We start from the raw sequence: 25182 nt of genomic DNA on the forward strand, positions 1-25182 counted from the left end.
TTTATTCGATATTGCGCAGTTACTTAAGAGAACCCAACCTGATGAAATGGATTTACTCTGTTAGTCTCGCTGTCTCCCTCGCGATGCAACCGGCATTGGCTGAGACAATGCCAGGTAACCACCCGATGACCGAGCAGGCGCGGGATGCGTTCGTCAACGATCTGCTTAAAAAAATGACGCTGGATGAGAAGATCGGCCAGCTGCGTTTAATCAGCGTCGGGCCTGATAATCCAAAAGAAGTCATCCGGGAGATGATTAAGAAAAGTCAGGTTGGCGCGATTTTCAATACCGTAACCCGTCAGGATATCCGTGCGATGCAGGATCAGGCGATGCAGCTCAGCCGCCTGAAAATTCCGTTGTTTTTCGCCTACGATGTGATCCACGGCCAGCGCACCATTTTCCCAATCCCGCTCGGCCTGGCCGCCAGCTGGGATCTGGACGCAGTGAAAGAAGTAGGGCGGGTTTCCGCCTATGAAGCGGCCGACGATGGCCTGAATATGACCTGGGCACCGATGGTCGATGTCAGCCGTGAACCGCGCTGGGGTCGTGGCTCAGAAGGCTTTGGCGAAGATACCTACCTGACCGGCGAAATGGGCCGCAGCATGGTGCAGTCGATGCAGGGCAAAAGCGCGGCCGATCGCTATAACATCATGACCAGCGTCAAACACTTCGCACTGTATGGCGCGGTGGAAGGCGGACGGGATTACAACACCGTGGATATGAGCCCGCAGCGGATGTTCCAGGATTATCTGCCGCCCTATAAAGCCTCGCTGGATGCCGGCAGTGGCGGCGTGATGGTGGCGCTGAACTCGATCAACGGTGTCCCGGCTACCGCCGATGGCTGGCTGCTGAAAGATCTGCTGCGCGATAAATGGAAATTTAAAGGGATCACCATCAGCGATCACGGCGCGATCAAAGAGCTGATCAAGCATGGCGTTGCCAGCGATCCACAGGATGCGGTGCGTATCGCGCTGAAGTCGGGCGTCGATATGAGCATGAGCGACGAATATTACAGCAAATACCTGCCCGATCTGGTGAAGAGCGGCGCGGTCAGCATGGCGGAAATTGACGATGCGGCGCGTCACGTACTCAACGTCAAATATGATATGGGACTGTTTAACGATCCCTACAGCCATCTGGGTCCGAAAGAGAGCGATCCGCAGGATACCAATGCTGAAAGTCGCCTGCATCGGGCCGAAGCACGCGATGTGGCACGCAAAAGTATCGTGCTGCTGAAAAACCGGCTGGAAACCTTACCGCTGAAGAAATCGGGCACCATTGCCCTGATTGGTCCGCTGGCAGACAGCCAGCGCGACATCATGGGCAGCTGGTCAGCCGCTGGCGTGGCGAAACAATCCATTTCGCTGCTGCAGGGGATGCGCAATGCCACGGCGGGCAAAGCGACGCTGCTGTATGAAAAAGGGGCCAATATTACCGACAACAAAGGCATTCAGGATTTCCTCAACCTGTATGAACAGGCGGTATCGGTCGATCCCCGTTCGCCGCAGCAGCTGATTGATGACGCGGTTGCCAAAGCGAAGCAGGCAGATGTGGTGGTTGCGGCGGTAGGTGAAGCGCAGGGGATGGCGCATGAAGCGTCGAGCCGCAGCGATCTGGTGATCCCACCGAGCCAGCAGAAACTGTTAGCGGCGCTGAAAGCCACCGGCAAACCGCTGGTGATCGTGCTGATGAATGGGCGTCCGCTGGCGCTGGTGAATGAGGATCGGATGGCTGATGCGGTGCTGGAAACCTGGTTCAGCGGCACCGAAGGCGGTAACGCTATCGCTGATGTGCTGTTCGGTGATTACAATCCGTCGGGCAAGCTGCCGGTCTCCTTCCCGCGCTCGGTGGGCCAGATTCCGATCTACTACAACCACCTGCCGACCGGCCGTCCGTACAACCCGGAGAAGCCGAACAAATATACCTCGCATTACTATGATGCGGCCAACGGCCCGCTCTATCCGTTTGGTTACGGTCTGAGCTATACCACTTTCACCGTGTCGCCGGTAAAAATGTCGTCGCCGACCATGCCGCGTAACGGCAGCATCGAAGCCAGCGTTACGGTGACCAACAGTGGCAAGCGTGACGGTGCCACCGTGGTGCAGCTTTATCTGAACGATCCGGTCGCCTCCATCAGCCGTCCGGTGCAGGAGCTGCGCGGCTTTAAACGCATCATGCTGAAGGCGGGCGAGTCACAGACCGTGACCTTTAAGATTGATGTCGATGCGCTGAAGTTCTGGAACCAGCAGATGCAGCAGGTGGCGGAACCGGGTAAATTCAATGTGATGATCGGGCTGGATTCAGCGCGTACCCAGCACGCCCAGTTCGACTATCTATAACCGTTCACCTTTCCTCGTTCTGAGGGAAGGTGGCGCGGCGCGCCGGCAGCAACGGCGCGCCGCCTCCTTTCCGTTATCAGAGTGCTCATGATTAATCTGCGTGACCGCATCCAGCAACAGGTGTTTCGCCTTAACGGCCTGTCGCTGAATGAATTCGATATTTCTCAGCCGCCCGGCGATCCCGGCCTGTTTGGCCCCGATAGCGTTATCTGGCAGGTCCACGGTGATTTTACCTCGATGATGTGTGGCGGTATCAGCGCACTGCTGTTACAGATGCTGCACCCGGCAGCGCTGGCGGGCGTCTGGGACCACTCCAATTTTCGCCAGGATATGATGGGCCGCCTGCGGCGCACCAGCCAGTTTATCGCGGTGACCACCTTTGGTAACACTCAGGATGCCCATACGCTGATTGAACGGGTAAAGCGGATTCACCTTAAAGTCAGCGGCGTCGACAGCGCCGGTAAACCCTATGCGGCCAGCGATCCGTATCTGCTGACCTGGGTTCACGTAGCAGAAACCAGCCGCTTTCTGGCGGCTCATCTGCGCTACAAAAACCCGCGTCTCAGTCGCGCCGATCAGGATCGCTATTATCAGGAAGCCGCGCTGATCGCCGAAGCGCTGGGCGCGGAGAAGGTGCCGAAAAGCGTCCTCGATGTTGCCGATTACCTGCAACAGATGCGTCCGGAGCTGCGCTTTGATCAGCGCACGGCGGAAGTGACGCGCCTGCTGATGAACGCGCCCGCCCCAAGCTGGCAGGCCAGACCGGTGATGACGGTGATGCTGAAGTCAGGTTTTGGCCTGATGCCGGACTGGGCGCAGGCGATGTCCGGGCGCGAAACCGGTCGCTTTCAGCAGGCGATGATCGATCAGCAGATCGCGGCGATTGCCGTCGGGTTGAGATGGTCGATTCAGCGCGGCGCCTGGTATCGGGCGATGGTCAGGATGGGGCGAGATCCGGGGTGAGGGAGCTCAACCGGGCTATCAATGTCCGCTTTGTGCTGTAAGTTTAACCGATGGATACACGGCATTAACACTCCACCCGCCCATCGGTTTCTTTCACCGCTGATATCCGGATTAACAGCATCTTTACCTCTGTTAACTTATCTGAAATCAAGAAGACCCGGATTATCGCTGGCATGGATAACCTCCTTTCTTTTATAACGTTACCTTCTTTTCTCAAATAAGGTTCAGGACGTTGCGCTACGCATCTATCCCCTTCAACCATAACCAGTCCGGCTGGCCTGCGGGCGACAACTGTTATGCCTCGTATCCAATGTTGCGGGGTGAGATGAGGGCCGACTGGGTGATCGTCGGCGCTGGCTTCACTGGTTTGGCCTTCGCACGCCGTTTAGCTGAAATAGATCCTGGGTTGAACATTATCGTTGTTGATGCACATCGCTCATCAGAAAGTTCATCAGCACGTAATTCCGGCTTCGTTATCGGTCTGCCTCATAATATCGGCAGCTCCACCGCGGAATTAAAAAAAGCAAATGCCTACCGGAACCTGCTTCAGGAAGGAATTTCACAGTTAGAACAGGTTATTTCACAACATAATATTCAGTGCGACTGGGAAAACGTCGGTAAATATCATTGCCAGGTTGAGCAGGGTAACGATCATATATTAAATGAATACACCCGCAATCTCGACTTAATGGATGAACCCTACCAGACTTTAGATAATGATGCGCTCTATCAGAAACTTGGGACAAAATTTTATAGCAAAGGCATTTTTACGCCAGGTTGTGTACTGGTAAATCCGGCGCAATTAATGACTGCGCTCAGCCACTGTTTACCAAACAATGTCCAGCTTTTTGATAATACGCCCGTTCTGGGTATTCGTTATGGTGATCAGGCCGAAGTCCTCACGCCTTTTGGCGTGATTAAAACCGCAAAAGTGATGCTGGCGACTAACGCCCTGTCGCCAGAACTGCTTCCCGGCATATCCCGTCAGGCGGCTATGGCAACCTTCGCCAGCATCACCGACCCGTTAACAGACCAACAGTTGGCGACACTTCCTCCCATGAAAAGTTGGGGTCTCACGCCGGTGAATGCTATTGCCGGGGCGACCTTCCGTTTCACCTCAGACCGACGCTTCCTGATTCGCCAGCATGTTATTCCCGCCTTAAAAGGTAAGGTTGACGCTGCGCAAACTTATCAGGCAACCCAGTTACATCAGCGTTTATTCAATAAAGTCTATCCGACGCTCAACGGGGTTAAAATAGCGCACACCTGGTCCGGTACGATTAGCGTAACCCGCAACGGCGCACCGGTATGGGGCAGGTTAAATAAATTTGTCTGTACCGCTGGCGGTTGTAACGGCGCGGGTATATCTAAACAGACCGTGGCGGGCAGTTTGCTCGCGGATATGATGATGAATCAGGACAACCCGCTGATTGCGGAGATGAGATCGCTGGGTCAGGCCAATTTTATGCCGCCGTCGCCTGCTCTGGATATCGGCATTGCCTGTTCGCTGTTTAAAGAGCGCTATCTTGGCCGGAAAGAGATTTAATTTCGCGTAACGAGATGGCCTGTATCAGGCGATCTGTGATGGCGGGAGAGTGTTCCCGCTTTTAACTTGCATAGCCGGTTAAAAAACCATCATCGCTGACCTCAGTCAGGGAGTATTAGCGGCGTGAAATGACGACATCGCTTATCGGACGGGTCAAAACAAAGGCTTTGCGGCCCTGATGTACCTGCGATCTGCAATGATTGAATGTCGGTAGTGGCAGGTAACAAGGTTGAAGCCGTTCTTATTGCCTGACCAGATCTCAGCCCTTTGATATCTGAAAATTCCTTTCGCCTGGTCATCGTGGATACGGCAGCAAGCCTTTCCAGAGCGACCATTAAAAACTTCATGTGCCTTTCAGCCGACAGTCTGAAAACGACAACAGGAATATCCGCTAAGCGGATATTCCTGTTCGCTCAAAGCGGTCTTCAAACCGATAACGGCCGCACATTTCACGTTCTGCATCTCAACACATCACCCCCAGCCTCCACACTTTGAGACTATTACCCTTGTCTCAGATGGCGGCAGTCACGATCCTGCTCTATTCTCGGGGAAAATGGATTCCTCCAGGCTTTGTCGAGGCACTATGACGTACAAATCCCTGATTGCTGAAGTCCACAATCAGCAACACACCCTGACCGCGATTGTCGAGCAGGATGCGCGCACCGCCTATTTTTATATCTGGCCGACCGATCTGTTTCGCAGCCAGTACGCGGTGCGCGGCTGTTGGTTACGAAACCTGCTGCCGGCACCGGCACAGGAAGATCGCGAAGCGATGGAGCAGGGCATTGCGCCGCTGCTCAGCGCCGAGTATTGCCGCAACCTGGAAGCGGAGCCGGAACTTGATCCGGCGGGCTTACAGGTGCTCTGGGAGCCGAGCGATGATGGCGCAGCCCTGTGGTATTACGGGCAGCTGCTGGCCGTTATTCCAGGCTGGAGCCTGTATCAGGAGAAGCAGGTCAGTTTCTCCGCCGGCTGTATCAAAAAAAACCGGCTGACGGCCCCGCTGGGTTCGGCCTCCACTAACGACTATTACGCCCGCGCTGAACAGCAGCGCCAGTTCTGGCGTGAATGGCACGACGGTAGCGAGTGGGACAAGGTGCAGCAGGATTTAATGGCCTGCTACCAGGCGCGCTTTGGCGAGTCGGTGAAATATTACGCCATCGATCAGGGCAGCTGGCCGCCAATGGCGATTTCACAACACTGGCATCAGGGTGTCTGGTACTTCCTGACGCTTGGTATGAGCATCCGCCCGATGCCGCAGGTTGATTATCTGTTTGATGAGCTGGCTCCGCAGTATCGCCGTATCGAACTCGGCATGGCGGTTGACGGCGAAGTGATGACCGAAGGCAATGCGGTGCAGATGGCCAGTGCGCTGGCGGAGTTTGTGCATCTGCCGTGGGCGCGCCTCACCTGGCTTGGGGAAGGGCATACGCTGGCGTCGGAAGTGGCGCCGGTGGGTTTTGACAGCTTTTTGCTGTCGGGCGAGCTGGCTACTGAGAGCGCGCAGCTGAAGCTGCCGAAGCGCGACGGCGACCGGCCAGCGCTGCTGTGGGCCACGCCGGTTACCGAGGCGGAGCGCCAGTTTGCTCAGGCGGATGAGCACGGCGGGCAACGGTTGCGTGAGCGATTGACGGCTGACGGCAATAACCACATCTTCCGGCCACGTCAGCAGGTGGTGGATTCACCGGAATAACGCGCAACGTCGCTGCTTCGGGCAAATCAGGAGCGGCGGCATCGCCAGGCGCTAACACTAAATTCTCAGGCGAATCAGTCATATTTTAAAACTGTGATCCTGCTCATCTCAAGTTCCGCTGGGCCGCGCCGTTAACCCGAATAAGGCAATCGCGCCACACCAGGTCCAGGGGAACAAAGATGTTAAAAACAACACAATCCCGCTTCACCGCAACACTCATCGCTTTCTTTGTTGCGCTCCTCCTGATCACCGTCTGGGTGATTAACCAGTTTGTTGCTCCACAGCTGATCGACAGCGAAAGAAGTCTGGTTCGCTATCAGGTCGATTCACTGGCTTCCGGCATCGTCGAACAGATGAACCGCGTCCAGGCGCAGCAGCGCGCCATCACTGAAGCTGCGTCTGTGATGGATAGCGCCACCATCGACACCTTACTGCCGACGCTGGTGAACCAGTATCAGGACAGCAACGTGTTTGGCGGCGGTATCTGGCCTCTGCCCAATCGCCGCGATCCGGCGAAAGAAAAAAACAGCAGCTTCTTTGCCCGTAACGCCAGTAATGAACTGCAGGTCAACACCTACTGGAACTCCGATGCGGCTGATAAATACTGGGAGCAATCCTGGTACAAAGATGGCATGGCGGCAGCGAAAGGACAGTGTGCCTGGGCTAAAGCCTATCAGGATGCGGCCAGCCCGCAGCCGCGCACCAACTGCGCCATGGCGATCTATCGCGATGGCACCGTCTGGGGCGTCTCGACCATCGACGTAACGCTCGGTTTCTTCAACCAGCTGGCGAAACAGATGGGTGAAACCATTCATGGCAACGTGCTGATCGTTGAAGCCGACGGTAAAGTGGTTGGCAACGGTGCGCTGGTCAATGCCGCGCCGAAACTGGAGAACCTGGCTGATGTGCAGTTGCCGATGGCCGCGCCGCTGAAAGCGCTGCTGAGCGGTGTCGGCAGCCAGCCGCTGGAAACCACCTTTGACAGCAACGACGGTGAACAGACCCTGCTGGTGCAGGCGATTCCCGGCAGCCCGTGGTATCTCGCCAGTAGCCTGCCGACCAGCCTGCTGAAAGCGCAATCTCACAATATGCTGACCCGGCTGGGCCTGGTGCAGATCCCGCTGGCGGTGATCCTGCTGCTGGTGCTGCTCGGTTTTGTCCGCGCCATGATGAAACGCCTCAGCGTGCTTAACAGCAACATCGAAGCCCTGTCGACCGGCGGTGCGGATCTGACTCAGCGTCTGCCCGCCAGCAACAGCCCGGAATTTAACGCGGTGGCGCAGAGCTTTAACCAGTTTATCAGCTACCTGCAGGGGCTGATGCAGCAGGTCGGCGACAGCGCGCTGGCGATAACCGCCGCCTCACGCGAAATTGCCAGCGGCAACGCCAACCTCTCGTCGCGTACTGAAGATCAGGCCAGTTCGATTGTCGAAACGGCGGCCTCAATGGAAGAGCTGACCGGCACGGTACGGCAGAATGCGGACAACGCCACCCATGCTAACCAGCTGGCGGGCGATGCGTCACAGGTTGCGGCGCGCGGCACCGAAGTGGTGCGTCAGGTGGTGACGACAATGGGCGAAATTCATCACTCTTCGCGTAAAGTGGTCGATATCATCAGCGTGATCGACAGCATCGCCTTCCAGACCAACATCCTGGCGCTTAACGCGGCGGTGGAAGCGGCGCGGGCCGGTGAGCAGGGGCGTGGTTTTGCCGTGGTGGCATCCGAAGTGCGTAACCTGGCACAGCGTTCGGCTAACTCGGCGCGTGAGATTAAAAAACTGATCGAAGAGTCGGTGTCGAATATTGATGCCGGCAGCGCGCTGGTAGAACAGGCGGGACAAACCATGGATGAGCTGATGCAGGGCGTCAGCAGCGTGACTACCCTGATGAGTGAAATCATGTCAGCCAGCCGTGAACAGAGTATGGGTATCGAACAGGTAAACGTGGCGATTACCCAGCTTGACGGCACTACCCAGCAGAACGCCGTGCTGGTGGAGCAGGTTTCCGCCGCTGCGCAGGCAATGGAAGTTCAGAGCACCCAGCTTGAGCGGGTGGTGCAGAGCTTTAAATTATAATTCCTCTCCAGGCCAGCCTCGCTGGCCTGATTTCCTTCCCGCTTCATTTGTTTATCAAAGACTGGCTGTCGTTAAAAAAACCTTTTTTGGCCGCCCAAACAGGCAATCTTGTGCCAGAATAGTTGGGAATAATCTCAAGGAAACGCCATGTCTGCTATTGAAGTTATCCTCGTTGACCACCTCGATCGTCCCACCGGCAAAATGGAAAAGCTGGAAGTGCATGAAAAAGGATTGCTGCACCGCGCGGTGACGGTCTACGTCTTCAATTCCCGGCAGGAGCTGCTGTTGCAGCGGCGCGCCAGTGATAAATATCACTGTGGTGGATTGTGGAGTAACACCTGTTGCGGCCATCCTTATCCGCATGAATCGACCCGGGATGCGGCCGAACGCCGCCTGCGCGAAGAGATGGGCATGACGGTCAGCCTGACGCCGATGTTCGAGCTAAGCTACAACCTGCCGCTGAGCAATGGCCTGACCGAGCATGAATATGGTCACGTCTTCTTTGCCGTCAGCGATCGTCTGCCGCAGCTTAATCCGCAGGAAGCGGACGCCTTTGATTACCGTTCGCTGGCAACCATTGAACAGCAGATGCAGCAGCAGCCACAGCAATTCACTCCGTGGTTTTTGCACACCTTCCCGCGCATCCCGGCGCATCTCGACGCGTTTCCGGCATAAAAAAACCGCACGCTAAGGTGCGGTTCTGGTCGTCGATAACGCGTTGGCTCAGGCAGCATACCTCCTTCGCAAAATCGCTGTTTAAGGCAGGCTCAGCACGGGCCATGCACGGCTCGCGCTGCTTTGCTACCGACGTACGCTCCCCTCGCTTTATCTTCCGCAGCCGTTATCGCTACATCCTGAGAAGCTATTCAGGATCAACGCGGCAGCTCAAAATCCTCGGCATCAACATCGTAGCCTGACGGTTCCCAGCGGATCGCCAGTAACGCCAGCAGGCCCGCCAGCGGTGCCAGAAAAATGACCCAGAATACGCCGGTCCCGAGCGCCGCAACCAGCACCGGAAACAGAAACAGCGACAGGGTCGAACTGCCACGCATCAGCGTCTGGTTAAAGCCAACGCCGACGCCGCGCAGTGAGGTCGGATAGCTGAGCGAAGCAAAGGTCATGGTATGCGAACCGGGACCGAAACCCTGACCAAACAGGAACAGCGCCAGCATACCAATCGCCAGTGCCGCTTCCTGGCCGCCTTCCGGCCGACCAATCAGCGCCAGCCCGAGCAGCGCCACGCACTGACAGGCATAACCGGCCACCGACATCTTCCACGCCCCAAGACGTGGCACCAGCCGCACCGCCAGAATACCGCCGACAAAGGCAAACAGCAGATTCAGCGCCAGCGATACCAGAATGGTGGTCAGCATCGACTGGGCAAAGAAGCTGGTGATAATTACCGGCAGGCCAAACGCCACCGCGTTATAGGCGAAAGAGGAGGCGATGGAGGTGATGGTCGCCAGCAGGGTGCGGCGTCGATAGACCCCCTGCAGCAGCGCACCGTAGTTACGCCAGCTGGCCGGCCGCGCCGGTCTGACCGGCGTCAGCGCCGCATCCTGCGCCACCTGGGCGTTAATGTTCCACGCGCTGCGCAAAATAGAGGCGGCGCCCTGCAGATCGCCCTGATTCGCCGCCCAGACCGGCGACTCGCTCATGTAACGGCTGCGAATAGCGATGATGATAATCGCCGGTACCGCACCAAAGCCAAGGATCAGCCGCCACAGCCAGTCGGTATGGCTTTCTGGCAGCACTGCGTAGAGCAGCAGCACCAGCAGATAAGAGATGCTGATCGCCGCATACCAGGTCGGACACCACATCGCCACGCTGGCCGCCTTGTTGCCCTTACCGCGCAGCTTTGAAAACTCCGCCAGGAACGCCATCGCCACCGGCAGATCGATGCCGACGCCGAGCCCCATCACAAAGCGCGCCCCGCCCAGCACATATTCGTTCGGCGCAAAGGCACAGGCGATCGCCGCCACCACGAAAAAGAACATATCGGCCATGAAGACCCGATAACGGCCGATTTTATCGGTCAGGTAGCCGCCAATCAGCGCGCCAATGATCGCACCGAAGGTGATAGCCGAGGCGACCATGCCGGTGCCGGTCGGGCTGAGATTAAATTCGCGCGCCACGTCTTTGATGCCAAACGCCAGCGCGCCGAGATCGTACGCGTCGAGGAAGACGCCACCGAGCGCGATGGCGACCACAATTCGCGCATTATTGCGGGCGCTATCGCCGCTGTTAACTAAGCGGGAGACATCGGCCGCGCTGCGGATCCACTGCGTTTCGCCGGTCGGCGCACTCCCTGTTGTTGCCACATGGGCGGAAGAGATCAGGTCGGACATGATGTTGTGATTCTTTTATTTTTGAAAACAGGGTATCGAGAATAGCCGTTTAGACGCCCAGACGTAAATTCATTTCAGTTATGAGCAATAAGTTTTTAGTCTCAAATCGTTATCAATTTGCGATAAAGTCATCTACGGTCCGGCATAGCCAGGCTACGCTTTTAAAGCGGCTAACCAAACCGCTGTGCGTCAGGCTACGGTCTTCATAACGGGCACGCGACGGCTCTGCCGGAACAGCGCAGTGCGCGTTATGCGTCATCCTGATCTCCCGGCGTGAGCACAATCGATAACAATTCTCTGATACAACAGGCGATAACACGCGATAAGGAACAGGTCATGGTCAGAATTCGGGGTTGGGTTGGACTGGGCGCCTTGCTGCTCAGTCTGGGCATTGCACACGCGGCCGATCCGGTGCGGGTCGGGTCGAAAATTGATACCGAAGGATCGCTGCTGGGTAATGTGATTTTGCAGGTGCTGGAGAAGCACGGTGTTAAAACCGTCAATAAAATTCAGCTGGGGACCACGCAGGTGGTGCGCGGGGCCATCACCGCCGGGGAGCTGGATATCTATCCGGAATATACCGGTAACGGTGCTTTTTTCTTTAATGATGAAAAAGACAGTGCCTGGAAAAATGCCCGTCAGGGCTACGAAAAAGTAAAAAAACTGGATGCTGAGAAAAACCATCTGGTGTGGCTGACGCCTGCGCCTGCCAATAACACCTGGACCATTGCGGTACGTAAAGATCTGGCTGAGAAAAACCAGCTGACCTCACTGGCCGATCTCAGTGCCTGGCTGAAAAAAGGTGGCACGTTTAAGCTGGCCGCCTCGGCAGAATTTATTGAGCGCAGCGATGCGTTGCCCGCGTTTGAAAAAGCCTACGGCTTTGATCTTAAACAGGATCAGCTGCTGTCACTGGCTGGCGGGGATACCGCGGTAACGATCAGTGCGGCGGCGCAGCAAACCTCAGGGGTTAACGCGGCGATGGCCTACGGTACCGACGGTCCGGTAGCGGCGCTGGGTTTACAGACGCTGAGCGATCCGAAAGGTGTACAGCCGATCTATGCGCCAACGCCGGTGATCCGGGAATCGGTGCTGAAAGCCTATCCGCAGATTGATGCGTGGCTGAAGCCGGTATTCAGCGCGCTCGACGAGAAAACGCTGCAACAGCTGAACGCCAGAATCGCGGTCGACGGCCAGGATGCCAGCAGCGTGGCGAAAGAGTGGCTGCAACAGCAGAAGCTGCTGTAACCGATGCGGATATCGCGGGAAGCGATACGACGTCCCGGTCAGCAACCCGTTGCGCTGTTGCTGCTGGTGCTGCTCAGCCTGTCGCTGGTGGCGCTGCCCTTTCTGACCTTTGCGCCGAATCGGTTGGTGGCAGGCGAGCCGCTGATGGGCTGGCAGATCAGTCAGTCGGCAGTAGTGCTGCCGCCTCTGGCGGTATTGTGGCTGCTGCTGTGGTTTGCGCCGTCGCGCATCAGCCTTAGTCTGGCGCTGTTGTCGGCTGAACTGATGCTGGCGGCAATGATCTGGCTGAGTGGCAATCAGGCGACGCTGCTCAGCCAGCACGGCAGCCGGCTGGCGCGCACCAGCTTTGCCAGCGGCCTGTGGTGCAGCGGGGCGCTGCTGCTGCTGCTGATTACCGACACCGTGCGGCAACTGACCCGCCACCGGCTGGCACAGCTGCTGCTTAACCTGCAGGTGTGGCTGCTGCCGCTGTTGCTGCTGTTCAGCGGCCAGCTTAACGATCTCTCCCTGCTGAAAGAGTATGCCAATCGACAGGCGGTGTTTGACGCCGCGCTGGTGCGTCATCTGACGTTGCTGGCCGGTACCGTTCTGCCTGCGCTCCTTATTGCGCTGCCGCTGGGTATTCTGCTGTTCCGGCAGCCTCGCTGGCAGAGCGCGGTGTTTGGCGTGCTGAATGTGATCCAGACGGTGCCGTCGGTGGCGCTGTTTGGCCTGCTGATTGCTCCGCTGGCGGGACTGGCACTGCGTTTTCCGTGGCTGGGCGACTGGGGGATCAGTGGCATCGGCATGGCACCGGCCCTGATCGCGCTGGTGCTGTACGCCTTACTGCCGCTGGTGCGCAGCGTGGTGGTCGGGCTGCAACAGGTCCCGCAGGAGGTACGTGAAAGCGCGCGCGGCGTCGGCATGAGCGGCTGGCAGCAGTTTATGGCGGTCGATGTGCCGCTGGCACTGCCGGTGTGGCTGGCAGGTCTGCGGGTGGTGGTGGTGCAAACCCTGGGCATGGCGGTGGTGGCGGCGCTGATTGGCGCGGGTGGCTTTGGCGCAATTATTTTTCAGGGCCTGCTGAGCAGCGCGCTGGATCTGGTGCTGCTGGGCGTGATCCCGGTGATTGCGCTGGCGGTCACCGTCGATGCCCTGTTCCGCCTGCTGATCTCACTGCTGGAGAAAAAAGATGATTGAATTTAAGGGCGTTTCGCGCGCCTTCAACGGCAAAGCGGCGGTCAGCGATCTCTCCCTGACGGTGGCGGAAGGGGAGTTCTGCGTGCTGCTCGGCACCTCCGGTTCCGGTAAATCGACCACCCTGAAGATGATCAACCGACTGGTGGAGTTCGACAGCGGCGAGATCCGTTTCGCCGGTGAGTCGATTCGCCAGCTTGATGCCCGTGACCTGCGGCGACGGATGGGCTATGCCATTCAGTCCATCGGCCTGTTTCCGCACTGGACGGTGCAGAAAAATATCGCCACGGTCCCGGCGCTGCTCGGCTGGTCAAAACAGCAGGTTACGCAGCGGATAGCGGCGTTACTGGCACTGCTGAATCTTGACCCGCAGCTGCTGAATCGTTATCCGCATCAGCTGTCCGGCGGACAGCAGCAGCGGGTGGGCGTGGCGCGCGCGCTGGCGGCCGATCCGGAGGTATTGCTGATGGATGAACCCTTTGGCGCGCTCGATCCGGTGACCCGCGGCGCGCTGCAACAGGAGATGCTGCGTATTCACCGGCTGTCGGGCCGCACCATCGTGCTGGTGACGCATGACATTGATGAAGCGTTGACGCTGGCCGATCGCCTTGTGCTGATGGATAACGGTGAGATCGTCCAGCAGGGTAAACCCGCTGAGCTGCTGACCCAGCCGAAAAATGATTTTGTGCGGGACTTCTTTGGCCGCAGCGAAATGGGCGTGCGGCTGCTGGCGCTGGGGCAGGTCGGTGATGCGGTGCGACGGGGCGAATGGCTGACGGGCGAACCGATCGCCGCCGGGCTGACGCTGCGTGAAGCGCTGTCGCAGTTTATTACCCGGCGCACCGACAAACTGCCGGTGATCGATGAACAGCAACAGCCGCTGGGCGTGCTCTACTTCAACGATCTGCTGACGCTGCGCGAGGAGACCGCATGCGCTGGCTGACCGATCCGCTGTTGTGGCTGGTGCTGCTGTATGGCGCGCTGCTGACGCTGATGCCCTACAGCGGGCCGCTGTTTCATCACTGGTTCCCGGAGCTGGCCCGGCCGCTTTACCAGCAGGAGACATTCTGGCAGCTGACGCTGGCGCACCTGTTTCTGGTGATCACCGCGAGTCTGCTGGCGATGGTGATTGGCGTCGGGAGTGGGGTTCTGGTCACCCGGCAAGCCGGTCGGGCGTTTCGTCCGTTAATGGAAACGCTGGTGGCGGCCGGACAAACCATCCCGCCGGTGGCGGTATTAGCGATTGCGGTGCCGGTGATGGGATTTGGTGCCTGGCCAGCGGTGGTGGCGCTGCTGCTCTATGGCTTGTTGCCAATCTTACAGGGCACGCTGGCGGGCATCGACAGCGTCCCTGCCAGCAGCCGGGAGATTGCCGAAGGCGTCGGGATGAGCGCATGGCAGCGTCTGTGGCAGATTGAGCTGGCGCTGGCTGCGCCGGTGATTATCGCCGGTATCCGCACCTCGGTGATCATCAACATCGGCACAGCCGCTATCGCCTCCACGGTCGGGGCAAAAAGCCTGGGCTCACCGGTGATCATCGGTTTAAGCGGATTTAATACCGCGTATGTGATTCAGGGGGCGTTACTGGTGGCGCTGCTGGCGATTGTCAGCGATCGCCTGTTCGAGCGCCTGCAACGGTGGTTTAGCGTGAGTGCACGATGAGAGAGTAACCGACCAGCATCAGACCGCTGGTACCGCCAGCCGCCATAATGAAAAACAGCGTAGCGAAGAATGTTTTTTTCCAGTTCATGGGAAAACCTGAGCGCGTTGTATTGAGGCGGGAATGATAGCGCGCGCAAGGCAGCAGGCAAAGTGCCCAGCGTGCGTTTTTGTCATCAGGGTGTTTCGTGCAACCGCACGGCGTAACCCTGTTCCTGCCAGTGCGACAGCTGTTCCTGCTGACGACGGGTCAGTTTTTTTCCGGTAAACACAAACATATTCATGCCAGGAAACAGCTCCGGGCGCGGAACGTCGAGCGGTTCAGCCAGCACATCGATCCGCCAGCCGTGCTGCGACAGGCGCCAGCCTTCCAGCCAGATGCGGGTGCGGTCATCAATGCCCCAGCCGATAATCAGGGCATCTTTGCCCGCTTTTTTACGGCTGGCGGTCAGGCAGAACGCCACATAATCGATCAGCAAGCCATCCAGCAGGCTGCACATGGTACGGGCGGTGTTTTGATCAAGACTGAGCTTCTGACGCACCGGCATAAAAACGTGGTCAATCAGCGCATCGATCGGATGTTCGCGACCGATAGCCGCAATTTTGTTACGCAGTTTGGCGGGTCTGACATGGCGTAACACACTGATGAGTTCATCCTGCAGGGTGGTCCAGCCATCATGCGCATCGACATCACCCCCTTCCAGCAGCGCTTTAACTTTGCCGACTGGCACGCCGCTCTCGATCCAGCGCATGATCTCTTCAATACGCTGAACATCTTCTTCATCAAACTGACGATGCCCACCTTCGGTCCGTTGCGGCTTCAGTAAGCCATAACGTCTTTGCCAGGCGCGCAATGTCACTGGGTTTATGCCACAGCGCTCGGCGACGTCACCGATACTGTATAGGGTCATAAATTCCTCTTTATACTGATCTGAGTGGAATTACCATAACGAAGCAAACTAAGTTGTACAATACATTTTTGAATGTACAACTTGACCGCTGCGCCTTTTCTCAGCTATATCTCATATAAGAGAAATTATTCCCAATTATGAGAAGGTACTATGTCGGACCTGAACACCGAACAACGCCTGGCAGCGCGACTCGCGGAATTACGTCTGCAACGTGGCTGGTCGCTGGATGAGCTTGCAATCGCTACCGGGATCAGCCGTGCCTCATTATCACGCATTGAGCGAAGCGAGACCAGCCCCACTGCCGCATTGCTTAATCGCCTGTGTGTAGCCTACGGATTAACGATGTCGCGCCTGCTGAGTGAAGTGGAGGAGGATGCGAAGCTGCTGATCCCGTATGAGCAGCAGCCGGTATGGAGTGATGAAGCCAGTGGATTCCACCGGCGAAATGTGTCACCGCCTGTTACTCATTTTAGATGCGAATTGGTGGAGGGCAAATTACGGCCCGGTGCGCGTATCGATTATGACGCCCCGCCGATACAGAGTATGGAGCAGCACATCTGGCTACGTGAAGGCGGCCTGACCGTCAGCATGGCAAACCAGCAGTGGACCTTACGTCCGGGCGACTGTTTACGCTTTCACCTGACTGGCAAATCGGCCTTTGAAGCGCACCTGACCGAGGGCGCGCGCTATTTACTGGTGGTGGCAAAACCATGATCGACTATCAGATGCTCAGCGCGACACAGGCGCAGCAGCGCTTATCCGAACTTTGTGACGTGCTGCAGGGCTGCGTCGCGCAGGGGGCCAGCGTCGGATTTATTGATGCTGCCGATCAGCAGGCGATCCTGCGTTTCTGGCAGAATCGGATCTACAGCCTGGCAAGCGGCAATGACGAACTGTGGGTGGCGTGTCAGCACGGCGCGATCGTGGCGACGGTGATGATTAACAACAGCGCAATGCCCAACGGCCGTCATCGGGCGGAGATCAGCAAACTGCTGGTCCACCCGCGGGCGCGCCGCCAGGGGATTGCCCGTCAGCTGATGCAGCAGGCGGAACAGCGGGCGCGGCAGATGGGGAAAACGCTGCTGGTGCTGGATACGCGCAGCGGCGATGTCGCCAGCGATCTCTACCGTTCGCTCGACTGGCAGGTCGCCGGCTCGATACCCTTTTATGCCGAATCCACCACCGGCGAGCTGGATGCGACGACCTACATGTTTAAAGTGCTGAGCTGATCCGGCACCGAATACAATAAGAGACGGGATTTGGAACCGCAGACGAAAAAATCTGCCTGAAAGCTGACGTCGTCAGCATACTGTGTAAAAATACAGGCAATTTTTATGGTGTGGTAACAAACAAAATGGCCCTGACAGCAGCAGTAAAAAGCCAGATAGCGCAGTGGTATAAAGCGCTGCAGCAGCAGGTGCCCGATTTCATTCCGCGCGCCGCCCAGCGGCAGATGATTGCCGAAGTGGCAAAATGTCTGGCGGGCGATGATGCGCGCCATCTGGCGGTGGAAGCGCCAACCGGCGTGGGAAAAACCCTCTCTTATCTGATCCCCGGTATTGCAGCCAGCCGCGCTCAGGAAAAACGGCTGGTGATCAGCACCGCCAACGTCGCACTGCAGGATCAAATCTTCACCAAAGATCTGCCGCTGCTGAAAAAAATCATTCCCGATCTCACTTTTACCGCCGCCTTTGGTCGCGGCCGCTATGTCTGTCCGCGCAATCTGGCGGCGCTGGCGGCTGACGACGATCAGCAGGGCGATCTGCTGCTCTACCTGGATGATGACGCCATCAGCAGCACCAAAGAGGAGCAGACGCAGTGCGGCCGGTTGCAGAAAGCGCTGGACCGCTATCAGTGGGACGGCCTGCGCGATCACAGCGAGGAGAACGTCAGCGACAGCCTGTGGCAGCGGCTCTCCACCGACAAAGCCAGCTGCCTCGGCGCTCACTGCCGCTGGTATCGCGAATGCCCGTTTTTTGTGGCGCGGCGTGAAATCGAGCAGGTCGATGTGGTGGTAGCCAATCATGCGCTGGTGATGGCGGCGATGGAAAACGAATCGGTGCTGCCGCCGGCGAAGAATCTGATGCTGGTGCTGGATGAAGGCCATCATCTGCCGGAAGTGGCGCGGGACGCGCTGGAGATGAGCGCCGATATCACCCCAGGCTGGAGCAGCCTGCAGCTGGATCTGTTCATCAAGCTGGTAGAGAGCATCATGACTCAGATGCGGCCAAAATCGCCGCCGCCGCTGGCCAATCCGGAGCGGCTGAAAGCGCACTGCGAGGAGCTGCGTGAGCTGCTGACCATCATCAGCCAGGCGCTCAATCCGCTGTTGCCGCCGCACAATCAGCCGGGCGAATACCGCTTTGTACTGGGTGCGTTGCCGCAGGAGCTGCTGGACCTGTGCGCCCGGCTGTTCAAACTCAGCGATGCGCTGCGGGGCCTGAGCGAAGGCCTGATTAACGCCCTGAGCGAGCAGACCGGCAAGGTTGATGTGGTGCGGCTGCACCGTAATCTGCTGCAGCTGAACCGTCAATTCGGCTGGTTTGAATCGGTCAGTAAGCTATGGCGACTGGCGGCAATGGAGAAAGCCTCCGGCGCACCTGTGTCGAAATGGATCACCCGCGAACTGCGCGAAGGTCAGGCGCACCTGCTGTTTCACTGCGCCGGGATTCGCGTCAGCGATCAGCTGGAGAAAATGCTGTGGCGGAAGATTCCGCATGTGGTGGTTACCTCCGCCACGCTGCGCTCGCTCAACAGTTTTAATCGCCTGCAGGAGATGTCGGGGCTGAATGAAAAAGCGGGCGACCGTTTTGTAGCGCTCGACTCGCCGTTCAACCACGTTGAACAGGGCAAGCTGGTGATCCCGCAAATGCGTTACGAACCGCTGATGACCCACGAAGCGGAGCACATCGCTGAGATGGCGGGCTTCTTCCGCCAGCAGATGAGCCTGAAGCAGCATAAAGGGGTGCTGGTGCTGTTCGCCAGCAACCGGGCGATGCAGCAGTTTGTCGCCTGCCTGCCCGATTTGCGCCTGTCGATGCTGGTGCAGGGCGATCAGCCGCGCAGCCGACTGGTCGATCTGCATCGTCAGCGGGTGAGCAAAGGCGAGACCAGCATTCTGATTGGCCTGCAATCGTTCGCGGAAGGGCTCGATTTAAAAGGCGATCTGCTCAGTCAGGTGCATATTCATAAAATTGCTTTTCCGCCGGTAGACAGTCCGGTAATTTTAACCGAAGGCGAATGGCTGAAGAGCCTGAAGCGTTATCCGTTTGAGGTGCAGAGCTTACCCAGCGCCTCGTTTACCCTGATTCAACAGGTCGGACGCCTGATTCGCAGCCATCAGTGTTATGGCGAAATTGTTATCTATGATCGCCGTCTGCTGAGCAAAGCCTACGGCAGCCGACTGCTGGCGGCGTTGCCGATTTTCCCGATTGAGCAGCCCGAACCGCCAGAGCCGGCAGCGATACCGGCCGCACCGGCCGCCACGCGCACCGTGCGTAAACGACGTCCGACGCGGCGCTGAACCGCCGCACACTTAACCGGAAGCGAGTGATGGAACTGAATAAAATTATTAAAGAGATCGGCCGCGGAAAAAACCATGCCCGCGACATCGATTTCGACACCGCCGTGGCACTTTACAGTGCGATGCTGGCGGGCGAAGTGCCGGATCTGGAGCTGGGCGGCATTCTGATTGCGCTGCGTATCAAGGGTGAAGGCGAAGCGGAGATGCGCGGTTTTTATCAGGCGATGCAGGCGAAGATGATGAGGCTGAACGCCCCGGCCAGCCGGCCGATGCCAGTGGTAATTCCGAGCTATAACGGCGCACGTCGACAGGGCAACCTGACGCCGTTGCTGGCGCTGCTGCTGGTGAAGCTCGGTTTTCCGGTGCTGGTGCATGGGGTCAGTGACGACGCGACGCGCATCACCAGTGAAGCGGTGTTCGCTGCGCTGGGCGTGATGCCGGTCACCACCGCTGAACAGGCGCAGGCAAAGCTCGATGCGGGCGAACTGGCGTTTATTACCGTGGATCATCTCTGCCCGCCGATGGCGAAACAGCTGTCGCTGCGCTGGCGGATGGGAGTGCGTAACAGTGCGCATACGCTGGCAAAACTGGCGACGCCGTTTGGCGAACGCGAGGCGCTGCGGCTGTCGAGCGTATCGCATCCGGAATATGTGCCGCGGGTGGCGAAGTTCTTCAGCGATATTGATGCGCCTGCGCTGCTGCTGAATGGTACCGAGGGCGAGGTTTATGCTAATCCGCAGCGTTGCCCGGCGATCAGCGTGATCCGCGGCGCGGGATCGGAAGCGGAAGTGTGGGTAGAGCGCCAGCCAGAGGTCCAGGTTGAGTTGCCCGCGGATAAAACAGCGGCGGTGACCGCCGCCTGGATAGAGCAGGTGATTAATCAGCAGCGCCCGGTACCGCAGGCGCTGCGGCTGCAGCTGGCCTGCTGCCTGCGCGCCAGCGGAGAATGTGACTCGCTGGAAGCGGCCGACCAGCGGCTGCGCGCCGCCGGTTACTGAATCAGGCGATTGGCAGCGCCTGTTCCACCAGATCCTGCCAGAAGCGAATGCCGATTGGCAGCAACGCGTCATTAAAGTCGTAGCGGGCATTATGCAGCGGCGCCGACGGGGTTTCACCGTCGGCGCCGAGCCAGAAGTAAGCGCCCGGACAGGCTTCCATCATGCAGGCAAAATCCTCAGAAGCCATTGAGGGATTAACCTGCCAGTGAACATGCTCTTCTCCCAGCGTTGCCAGCGCCACTGCGCGCACCTGCTCCGCCGGACCGGCATGGTTGGCGGTTACCGGATAGCCAGGTAACCAGTGTGTCTCGCCGCTCACCCCGAACGGGCGGGGCAGGGTGGCCACAAATTCATCGATCAGCGTCCGGACTTTGTCGCGTACCGCCGGTTGCAGGCAGCGAACCGTGCCGCGCAACACGATCTGTTCCGGGATGACGTTAATCGCCTCACCGCCGTGGATCTGCGTGACGCTGACCACCGCCGAGGAGAGCGGTGACAGCCGGCGCGACGGAATGGTTTGCAGCGCCAGGATCAGCTCAGCCGCCACCACCATCGGATCGGCACCGCTTTCCGGCATCGCCGCGTGGCAACTTTTGCCGTGCAGGGTGATCTCAAACGAATCCAGCGAGGCCATCATCGCACCAGGATTCACCGCCAGCGACCCGAGCGGCAGGCCCGGCCAGTTATGCATGGCGTAGACCGCATCCATCGGGAAACGCTGGAACAGTCCCTCCTCCACCATTTTGCGCGCACCGCCCAGATTCTCTTCGGCGGGCTGAAAAATAAAGTGCACCGTGCCGCTGAACTGGCGGGTCGCCGCCAGCTGTCGGGCAGCGGCCAGCAGAATGGCACTGTGACCGTCGTGGCCGCAGGCGTGCATTACGCCCGGCGTGGCGGATCGCCATTCGACCTCACCTTTTTCGGTGATCGGCAGCGCATCCATGTCGGCACGCAGCCCGATGACCGGGCCGGGACCATTGACCAGCGTGCCAATCACGGCCGTCCCTGCCAGACCGCGAAATACCTGTAATCCGGTCAGCTCAAGTTCGCGTGCAATAAGATCGCTGGTGTGATGTTCCTGGTAACCTAATTCCGGCTGGCGATGGAGCTGGCGGCGCCAGTGCAGGGCATCTTCAAGCAGGGCGGGGGAAAGGGTCATGCAGAATCGCGCTCCATACAGAATGAGAAGATTTCACTTTAGTGGTCGGGGAGCACGCCGTCTATTGCCGTAACGGCGAAATCTGGCTATAGGCTAAATCAAAATGGAATAACTAATAAGTAACGGTGACCGCTGGAGCAGGTTGAGGCGCAAAAAAACGGGGCCAGCGCGGCGCTGACCCCGGTGATAAATTACTTCTGCAGCATCGGCAGGTTAAGCCCGTGCTGCTCAGCACAGGCCTGTGCCTGGGGATAGCCGGCGTCGGCGTGGCGCATTACGCCGGTCGCCGGATCGTTCCACAACACCCGACCCAGACGCGCATCCGCCTCTTTGCTGCCGTCACAGACAACCACCATACCGGCGTGCTGCGAGAAGCCCATGCCGACACCACCACCGTGATGCAGGCTGACCCAGGTCGCGCCGCCTGCGGTGTTGAGCAGCGCATTGAGTAACGGCCAGTCTGATACCGCATCAGAGCCATCTTTCATCGCTTCAGTTTCACGGTTCGGTGACGCCACCGAGCCACAGTCGAGGTGGTCGCGACCAATCACCACCGGCGCTTTCAGTTCGCCATTGCGCACCATTTCGTTGAAGGCCAGGCCAGCAAGGTGTCGTTCGCCCAGGCCGAGCCAGCAGATGCGGGCCGGCAGTCCCTGAAAGGCGATGCGCTCCTGCGCCATATCCAGCCAGCGATGCAGGGTTTTGTGCTGCGGAAACAGTTCTTTAAGTTTGGCGTCGGTTTTGTAGATATCTTCCGGATCGCCCGACAGCGCCACCCAGCGGAACGGGCCTTTGCCTTCACAGAACAGCGGGCGGATGTAGGCCGGGACAAAGCCAGGGAAGTCGAATGCGTTGGTGACTCCTTCATCCAGCGCCACCTGACGGATGTTGTTGCCGTAGTCCACGGTCGGGATGCCCATATGGCAGAAGTCGAGCATCGCCTGTACGTGAACCGCCATGGAGGCGCGTGCCGCTTTCTCTACCGCTTTCGGCTGCGAGACTTTCTCCTGCTGCCAGCGCGCCAGATCCCAGCCAATCGGCAGGTAGCCATTGATCGGGTCGTGGGCCGAGGTCTGATCGGTGACGATATCCGGTTTCGGTCCGCCCGCCCTGGCACGCTTGACCAGTTCCGGCAGGATCTCTGCCGCATTGCCCAGCAGTCCGACGGAAATGGCTTTTTTCGCTGCGGTCGCTTCATTAATCAGCGCCAGAGCCTCATCCAGCGAGGTCGCTTTATGATCGACGTAACGGGTACGCAGACGGAAATCGATGCGCGACTCCTGGCACTCAATGGCCAGCACGCAGGCTCCCGCCAGCACGCCCGCCAGCGGTTGTGCGCCGCCCATACCGCCGAGACCGGCAGTGAGGATCCAGCGTCCGCTCAGATCGTTGTTATAGTGCTGACGTCCCGCTTCAACGAAGGTTTCGTAGGTTCCCTGCACGATGCCCTGTGCGCCAATATAGATCCACGACCCGGCGGTCATCTGGCCATACATCATCAGGCCCGCCTTATCCAGCTCATGGAAGTGATCCCAGTTGGCCCAGTGCGGCACCAGGTTGGAGTTAGCCAGCAGCACGCGGGGTGCATCGGCATGGGTACGGAACACCCCGACCGGCTTGCCGCTCTGGATCAGCAGCGTCTCATCCGGCTGTAACGCCTTCAGCGAGCGCAGGATCTGCTCGAAGCACTCCCAGTTACGCGCCGCTTTGCCAATGCCGCCATAAACCACCAGATCTTCCGGCCGCTCGGCAACGTCAGGATCGAGGTTGTTCTGGATCATCCGGTAAGCGGCTTCAATCAGCCAGTTGGCGCAGTGCAGCGTGGTGCCATGTGGGGCACGAATTTCGCGGGCCACGGCCTGAGACAGGGTTTCGCTCATTACAGATTCCTTATTCAGCAGAAGTGAAGGCGCGCAGGCTCGGTAGCAGCGCGGTCAAAGCCTGAGGCCAGTCAGCGCGACTAGCCCACTGACGCATCGCGTCGATATCGGGTGCCAGCAGGCGGTCCTCTTCAAGGAAAGCCACCTGCTCGCGGATAGTGCCAATCGCCTGCTCAAGGGTCGGCGAGCTTTTCAGCGGTCGGTTAAATTCAATGCCCTGCGCCGCGGCCATCGCTTCGATGCCGACCACCGCTGCGCTGTTGAAACACATGCTGCCGAGGCGGCGGGCGGCGTAGGTCGCCATAGAAACGTGATCTTCCTGGTTAGCGGAGGTCGGCAGGCTGTCCACGCTGCCGGGATGCGCCAGCGATTTATTCTCGGAGGCCAGCGCCGCGGCGGTGACCTGAGCAATCATAAAGCCGGAGTTAACCCCGCCGTCATGCACCAGGAACGGTGGCAGACCGGATAAACCGGTGTCCAGCAGCAGCGCCAGGCGACGTTCAGAAATCGCGCCAACTTCAGCAATCGCCAGCGCCAGGATATCCGCGGCAAACGCCACCGGCTCGGCATGGAAGTTACCGCCGGAGATCACATCGCCGCTGTCGCTGAACACCAGCGGATTATCAGAAGCGGCGTTGGCTTCAATCTGCAATATCCGCGCCGCGTGGCACAGGTTGTCGAGACAGGCCCCCATCACCTGCGGCACGCAGCGGATGGAGTAGGGGTCCTGCACCCGGCCGCAGTGGGTATGAGAGGTGAGGATTTCACTGCCCTCAATCAGGGTGCTGACCGCCGCGGCGACCGCAATCTGCCCCTGCTGACCGCGAGCCTGGTGAATGCGGGCGTCGTACGGCTTCAGCGAGCCTTTAATCGCTTCCAGCGACAGCGCACCGGCCATCAGTCCGGCGGCAAACAGGTTTTCCCCCTCAAACAGGCCACGCAGTGCCAGCGCGGTCGAGACCTGGGTGCCGTTGAGCAGCGCCAGCCCCTCTTTCGGCCCGAGCACAAACGGTGCCAGCCCAACCGCGGCCAGGCCTTCCGTCGCCGGGATCAGCGCGCCGTTGAGCCGCACCTGGCCTTCGCCCAGCAGCATCAGCGACATGTGGGCCAGCGGCGCCAGATCGCCAGAGGCACCGACCGAGCCTTTCTCCGGAATAACCGGCATCACGCCCGCGTTGAACAGGGCCAGCAGCGCCTCGACCAGTTCGATCCGCACCCCGGAGTGACCGCGCGCCAGGCTGATAATTTTGGTGGCAACCACCAGACGGGTCACATTGTCCGGCAGCAGATCCCCGAGGCCGACGCTGTGCGACAGCACCAGGTTACGTTGCAGATCGGCCAGCCGGCCCGCCGGAATCTGGGTCTGCGCCAGCTTGCCGAAACCGGTATTAATGCCATACACCACCTTGCCGGAGGCGACGATGGCCTCGACGGTTTGCTGCGCATCGGCAATCGCCTGACGTGCTGACTGATCAAGGCTAAGCGTGACGTTACCCTGATAGATAGCGCGTAATGTGGCGAGATCCACCTCGCCCGGCACCAGGTGTAATACCTGCGACGAACCTGACATAGTCTACTCCTGTCTATACAAGTGTGCTGGCGGGGCTGCGTGATGTTCATTGCCCTGATCCAGCGGGATAATGCGAGTGAAGCATAAGTGTCTA

At 58.8% G+C, this 25182-nt stretch carries 19 protein-coding genes; 14 read left to right on the forward strand and 5 right to left on the reverse strand.

Translation table 11 applies throughout. The features are described from left to right. Window positions 1-41 precede the first annotated feature (41 nt). From bglX to idi, 6 genes are all read left to right on the forward strand, one after another. Window positions 42-2339: a beta-glucosidase BglX gene (bglX, locus tag ACX3P5_RS05530; RefSeq protein WP_233984821.1), complete on the forward strand. Its 2298-nt coding sequence runs from the start codon at window positions 42-44 to the stop codon at window positions 2337-2339. 87 nt (window positions 2340-2426) lie between these two features. Next, a complete protein-coding gene (locus ACX3P5_RS05535; RefSeq protein WP_458968389.1) occupies window positions 2427-3302 on the forward strand; it encodes an oxygenase MpaB family protein in 876 nt (291 codons plus the stop codon). Window positions 3303-3534: 232 nt separating this feature from the next. Then, window positions 3535-4848 carry an NAD(P)/FAD-dependent oxidoreductase gene (locus tag ACX3P5_RS05540; RefSeq protein ID WP_458968390.1) on the forward strand — a complete coding sequence of 438 codons (1314 nt, stop codon included), beginning with the start codon at window positions 3535-3537 and terminating at the stop codon, window positions 4846-4848. Between the two features lie 583 nt (window positions 4849-5431). Beyond that, on the forward strand, window positions 5432-6541 hold the full coding sequence (locus ACX3P5_RS05545; RefSeq protein WP_233984817.1) for a suppressor of fused domain protein: 1110 nt from the start codon (window positions 5432-5434) through the stop codon (window positions 6539-6541). Window positions 6542-6720: 179 nt separating this feature from the next. Next, window positions 6721-8616, forward strand: coding sequence for a methyl-accepting chemotaxis protein (locus ACX3P5_RS05550; RefSeq protein WP_293003439.1), 1896 nt, complete (start codon window positions 6721-6723; stop codon window positions 8614-8616). Between the two features lie 147 nt (window positions 8617-8763). Continuing rightward, the gene (gene idi, locus ACX3P5_RS05555; RefSeq protein ID WP_233984815.1) at window positions 8764-9291 is read left to right on the forward strand and encodes an isopentenyl-diphosphate Delta-isomerase; all 528 of its coding nucleotides are present in this window, start codon (window positions 8764-8766) and stop codon (window positions 9289-9291) included. A gap of 197 nt (window positions 9292-9488) precedes the next feature. On the opposite strand, the gene ACX3P5_RS05560 is transcribed toward idi, so the two are convergent. Further along, on the reverse strand, window positions 9489-10964 hold the full coding sequence (locus tag ACX3P5_RS05560) for an MFS transporter (protein WP_233984814.1): 1476 nt from the start codon (window positions 10962-10964) through the stop codon (window positions 9489-9491). 336 nt (window positions 10965-11300) lie between these two features. On the opposite strand from ACX3P5_RS05560, the gene osmF reads away from it, so the two are divergent. The 4 genes from osmF to ACX3P5_RS05580 are packed head-to-tail and all read left to right on the forward strand — an operon-like array spanning window position 11301 to window position 15050. Beyond that, the gene (gene osmF, locus ACX3P5_RS05565) at window positions 11301-12212 is read left to right on the forward strand and encodes a glycine betaine ABC transporter substrate-binding protein OsmF (protein WP_458968391.1); all 912 of its coding nucleotides are present in this window, start codon (window positions 11301-11303) and stop codon (window positions 12210-12212) included. A gap of 3 nt (window positions 12213-12215) precedes the next feature. Next, window positions 12216-13391 (forward strand): ABC transporter permease, encoded by a 1176-nt coding sequence (locus tag ACX3P5_RS05570; protein ID WP_233984812.1) that lies wholly within the window; start codon window positions 12216-12218, stop codon window positions 13389-13391. Next, window positions 13384-14331, forward strand: coding sequence for an ABC transporter ATP-binding protein (locus ACX3P5_RS05575; protein ID WP_233984811.1), 948 nt, complete (start codon window positions 13384-13386; stop codon window positions 14329-14331). The genes ACX3P5_RS05570 and ACX3P5_RS05575 overlap by 8 nt, the downstream gene beginning before the upstream one ends. Continuing rightward, entirely contained in the window at window positions 14319-15050 is a 732-nt protein-coding gene (locus ACX3P5_RS05580) for an ABC transporter permease (protein ID WP_458968392.1), read from the forward strand. The genes ACX3P5_RS05575 and ACX3P5_RS05580 overlap by 13 nt, the downstream gene beginning before the upstream one ends. 173 nt (window positions 15051-15223) lie before the next feature. Here ACX3P5_RS05580 and ACX3P5_RS05585 read toward each other — a convergent pair whose 3' ends face one another. Continuing rightward, on the reverse strand, window positions 15224-15958 hold the full coding sequence (locus tag ACX3P5_RS05585; protein WP_233984809.1) for a MerR family transcriptional regulator: 735 nt from the start codon (window positions 15956-15958) through the stop codon (window positions 15224-15226). A 150-nt stretch (window positions 15959-16108) separates the two neighbouring features. On the opposite strand from ACX3P5_RS05585, the gene ACX3P5_RS05590 reads away from it, so the two are divergent. The 4 genes from ACX3P5_RS05590 to ybiB all read left to right on the forward strand — a co-directional run bounded on the left by ACX3P5_RS05590 (window position 16109) and on the right by ybiB (window position 20479). After that, window positions 16109-16672, forward strand: coding sequence for an XRE family transcriptional regulator (locus tag ACX3P5_RS05590; protein ID WP_336754925.1), 564 nt, complete (start codon window positions 16109-16111; stop codon window positions 16670-16672). Beyond that, on the forward strand, window positions 16669-17187 hold the full coding sequence (locus ACX3P5_RS05595) for a GNAT family N-acetyltransferase (protein ID WP_233984807.1): 519 nt from the start codon (window positions 16669-16671) through the stop codon (window positions 17185-17187). The genes ACX3P5_RS05590 and ACX3P5_RS05595 overlap by 4 nt, the downstream gene beginning before the upstream one ends. A 125-nt stretch (window positions 17188-17312) precedes the next feature. After that, window positions 17313-19481, forward strand: coding sequence for an ATP-dependent DNA helicase DinG (dinG, locus tag ACX3P5_RS05600; RefSeq protein WP_233984806.1), 2169 nt, complete (start codon window positions 17313-17315; stop codon window positions 19479-19481). A gap of 29 nt (window positions 19482-19510) precedes the next feature. Beyond that, window positions 19511-20479, forward strand: a complete 969-nt coding sequence (gene ybiB, locus ACX3P5_RS05605) for a DNA-binding protein YbiB (protein WP_233984805.1) — start codon at window positions 19511-19513, stop codon at window positions 20477-20479. Window position 20480: 1 nt separating this feature from the next. Here ybiB and ACX3P5_RS05610 read toward each other — a convergent pair whose 3' ends face one another. From ACX3P5_RS05610 to hutH, 3 genes are all read right to left on the reverse strand, one after another. Then, window positions 20481-21638, reverse strand: a complete 1158-nt coding sequence (locus tag ACX3P5_RS05610) for a M20 aminoacylase family protein (RefSeq protein WP_458968393.1) — start codon at window positions 21636-21638, stop codon at window positions 20481-20483. A gap of 191 nt (window positions 21639-21829) precedes the next feature. Beyond that, window positions 21830-23518 (reverse strand): urocanate hydratase, encoded by a 1689-nt coding sequence (gene hutU / locus ACX3P5_RS05615; protein ID WP_233984803.1) that lies wholly within the window; start codon window positions 23516-23518, stop codon window positions 21830-21832. 10 nt (window positions 23519-23528) lie between these two features. Next, entirely contained in the window at window positions 23529-25088 is a 1560-nt protein-coding gene (gene hutH / locus ACX3P5_RS05620) for a histidine ammonia-lyase (RefSeq protein WP_233984802.1), read from the reverse strand. Window positions 25089-25182 lie beyond the last annotated feature (94 nt).

It is taken from the genome of Pantoea sp. S-LA4 (genome assembly GCF_054482835.1).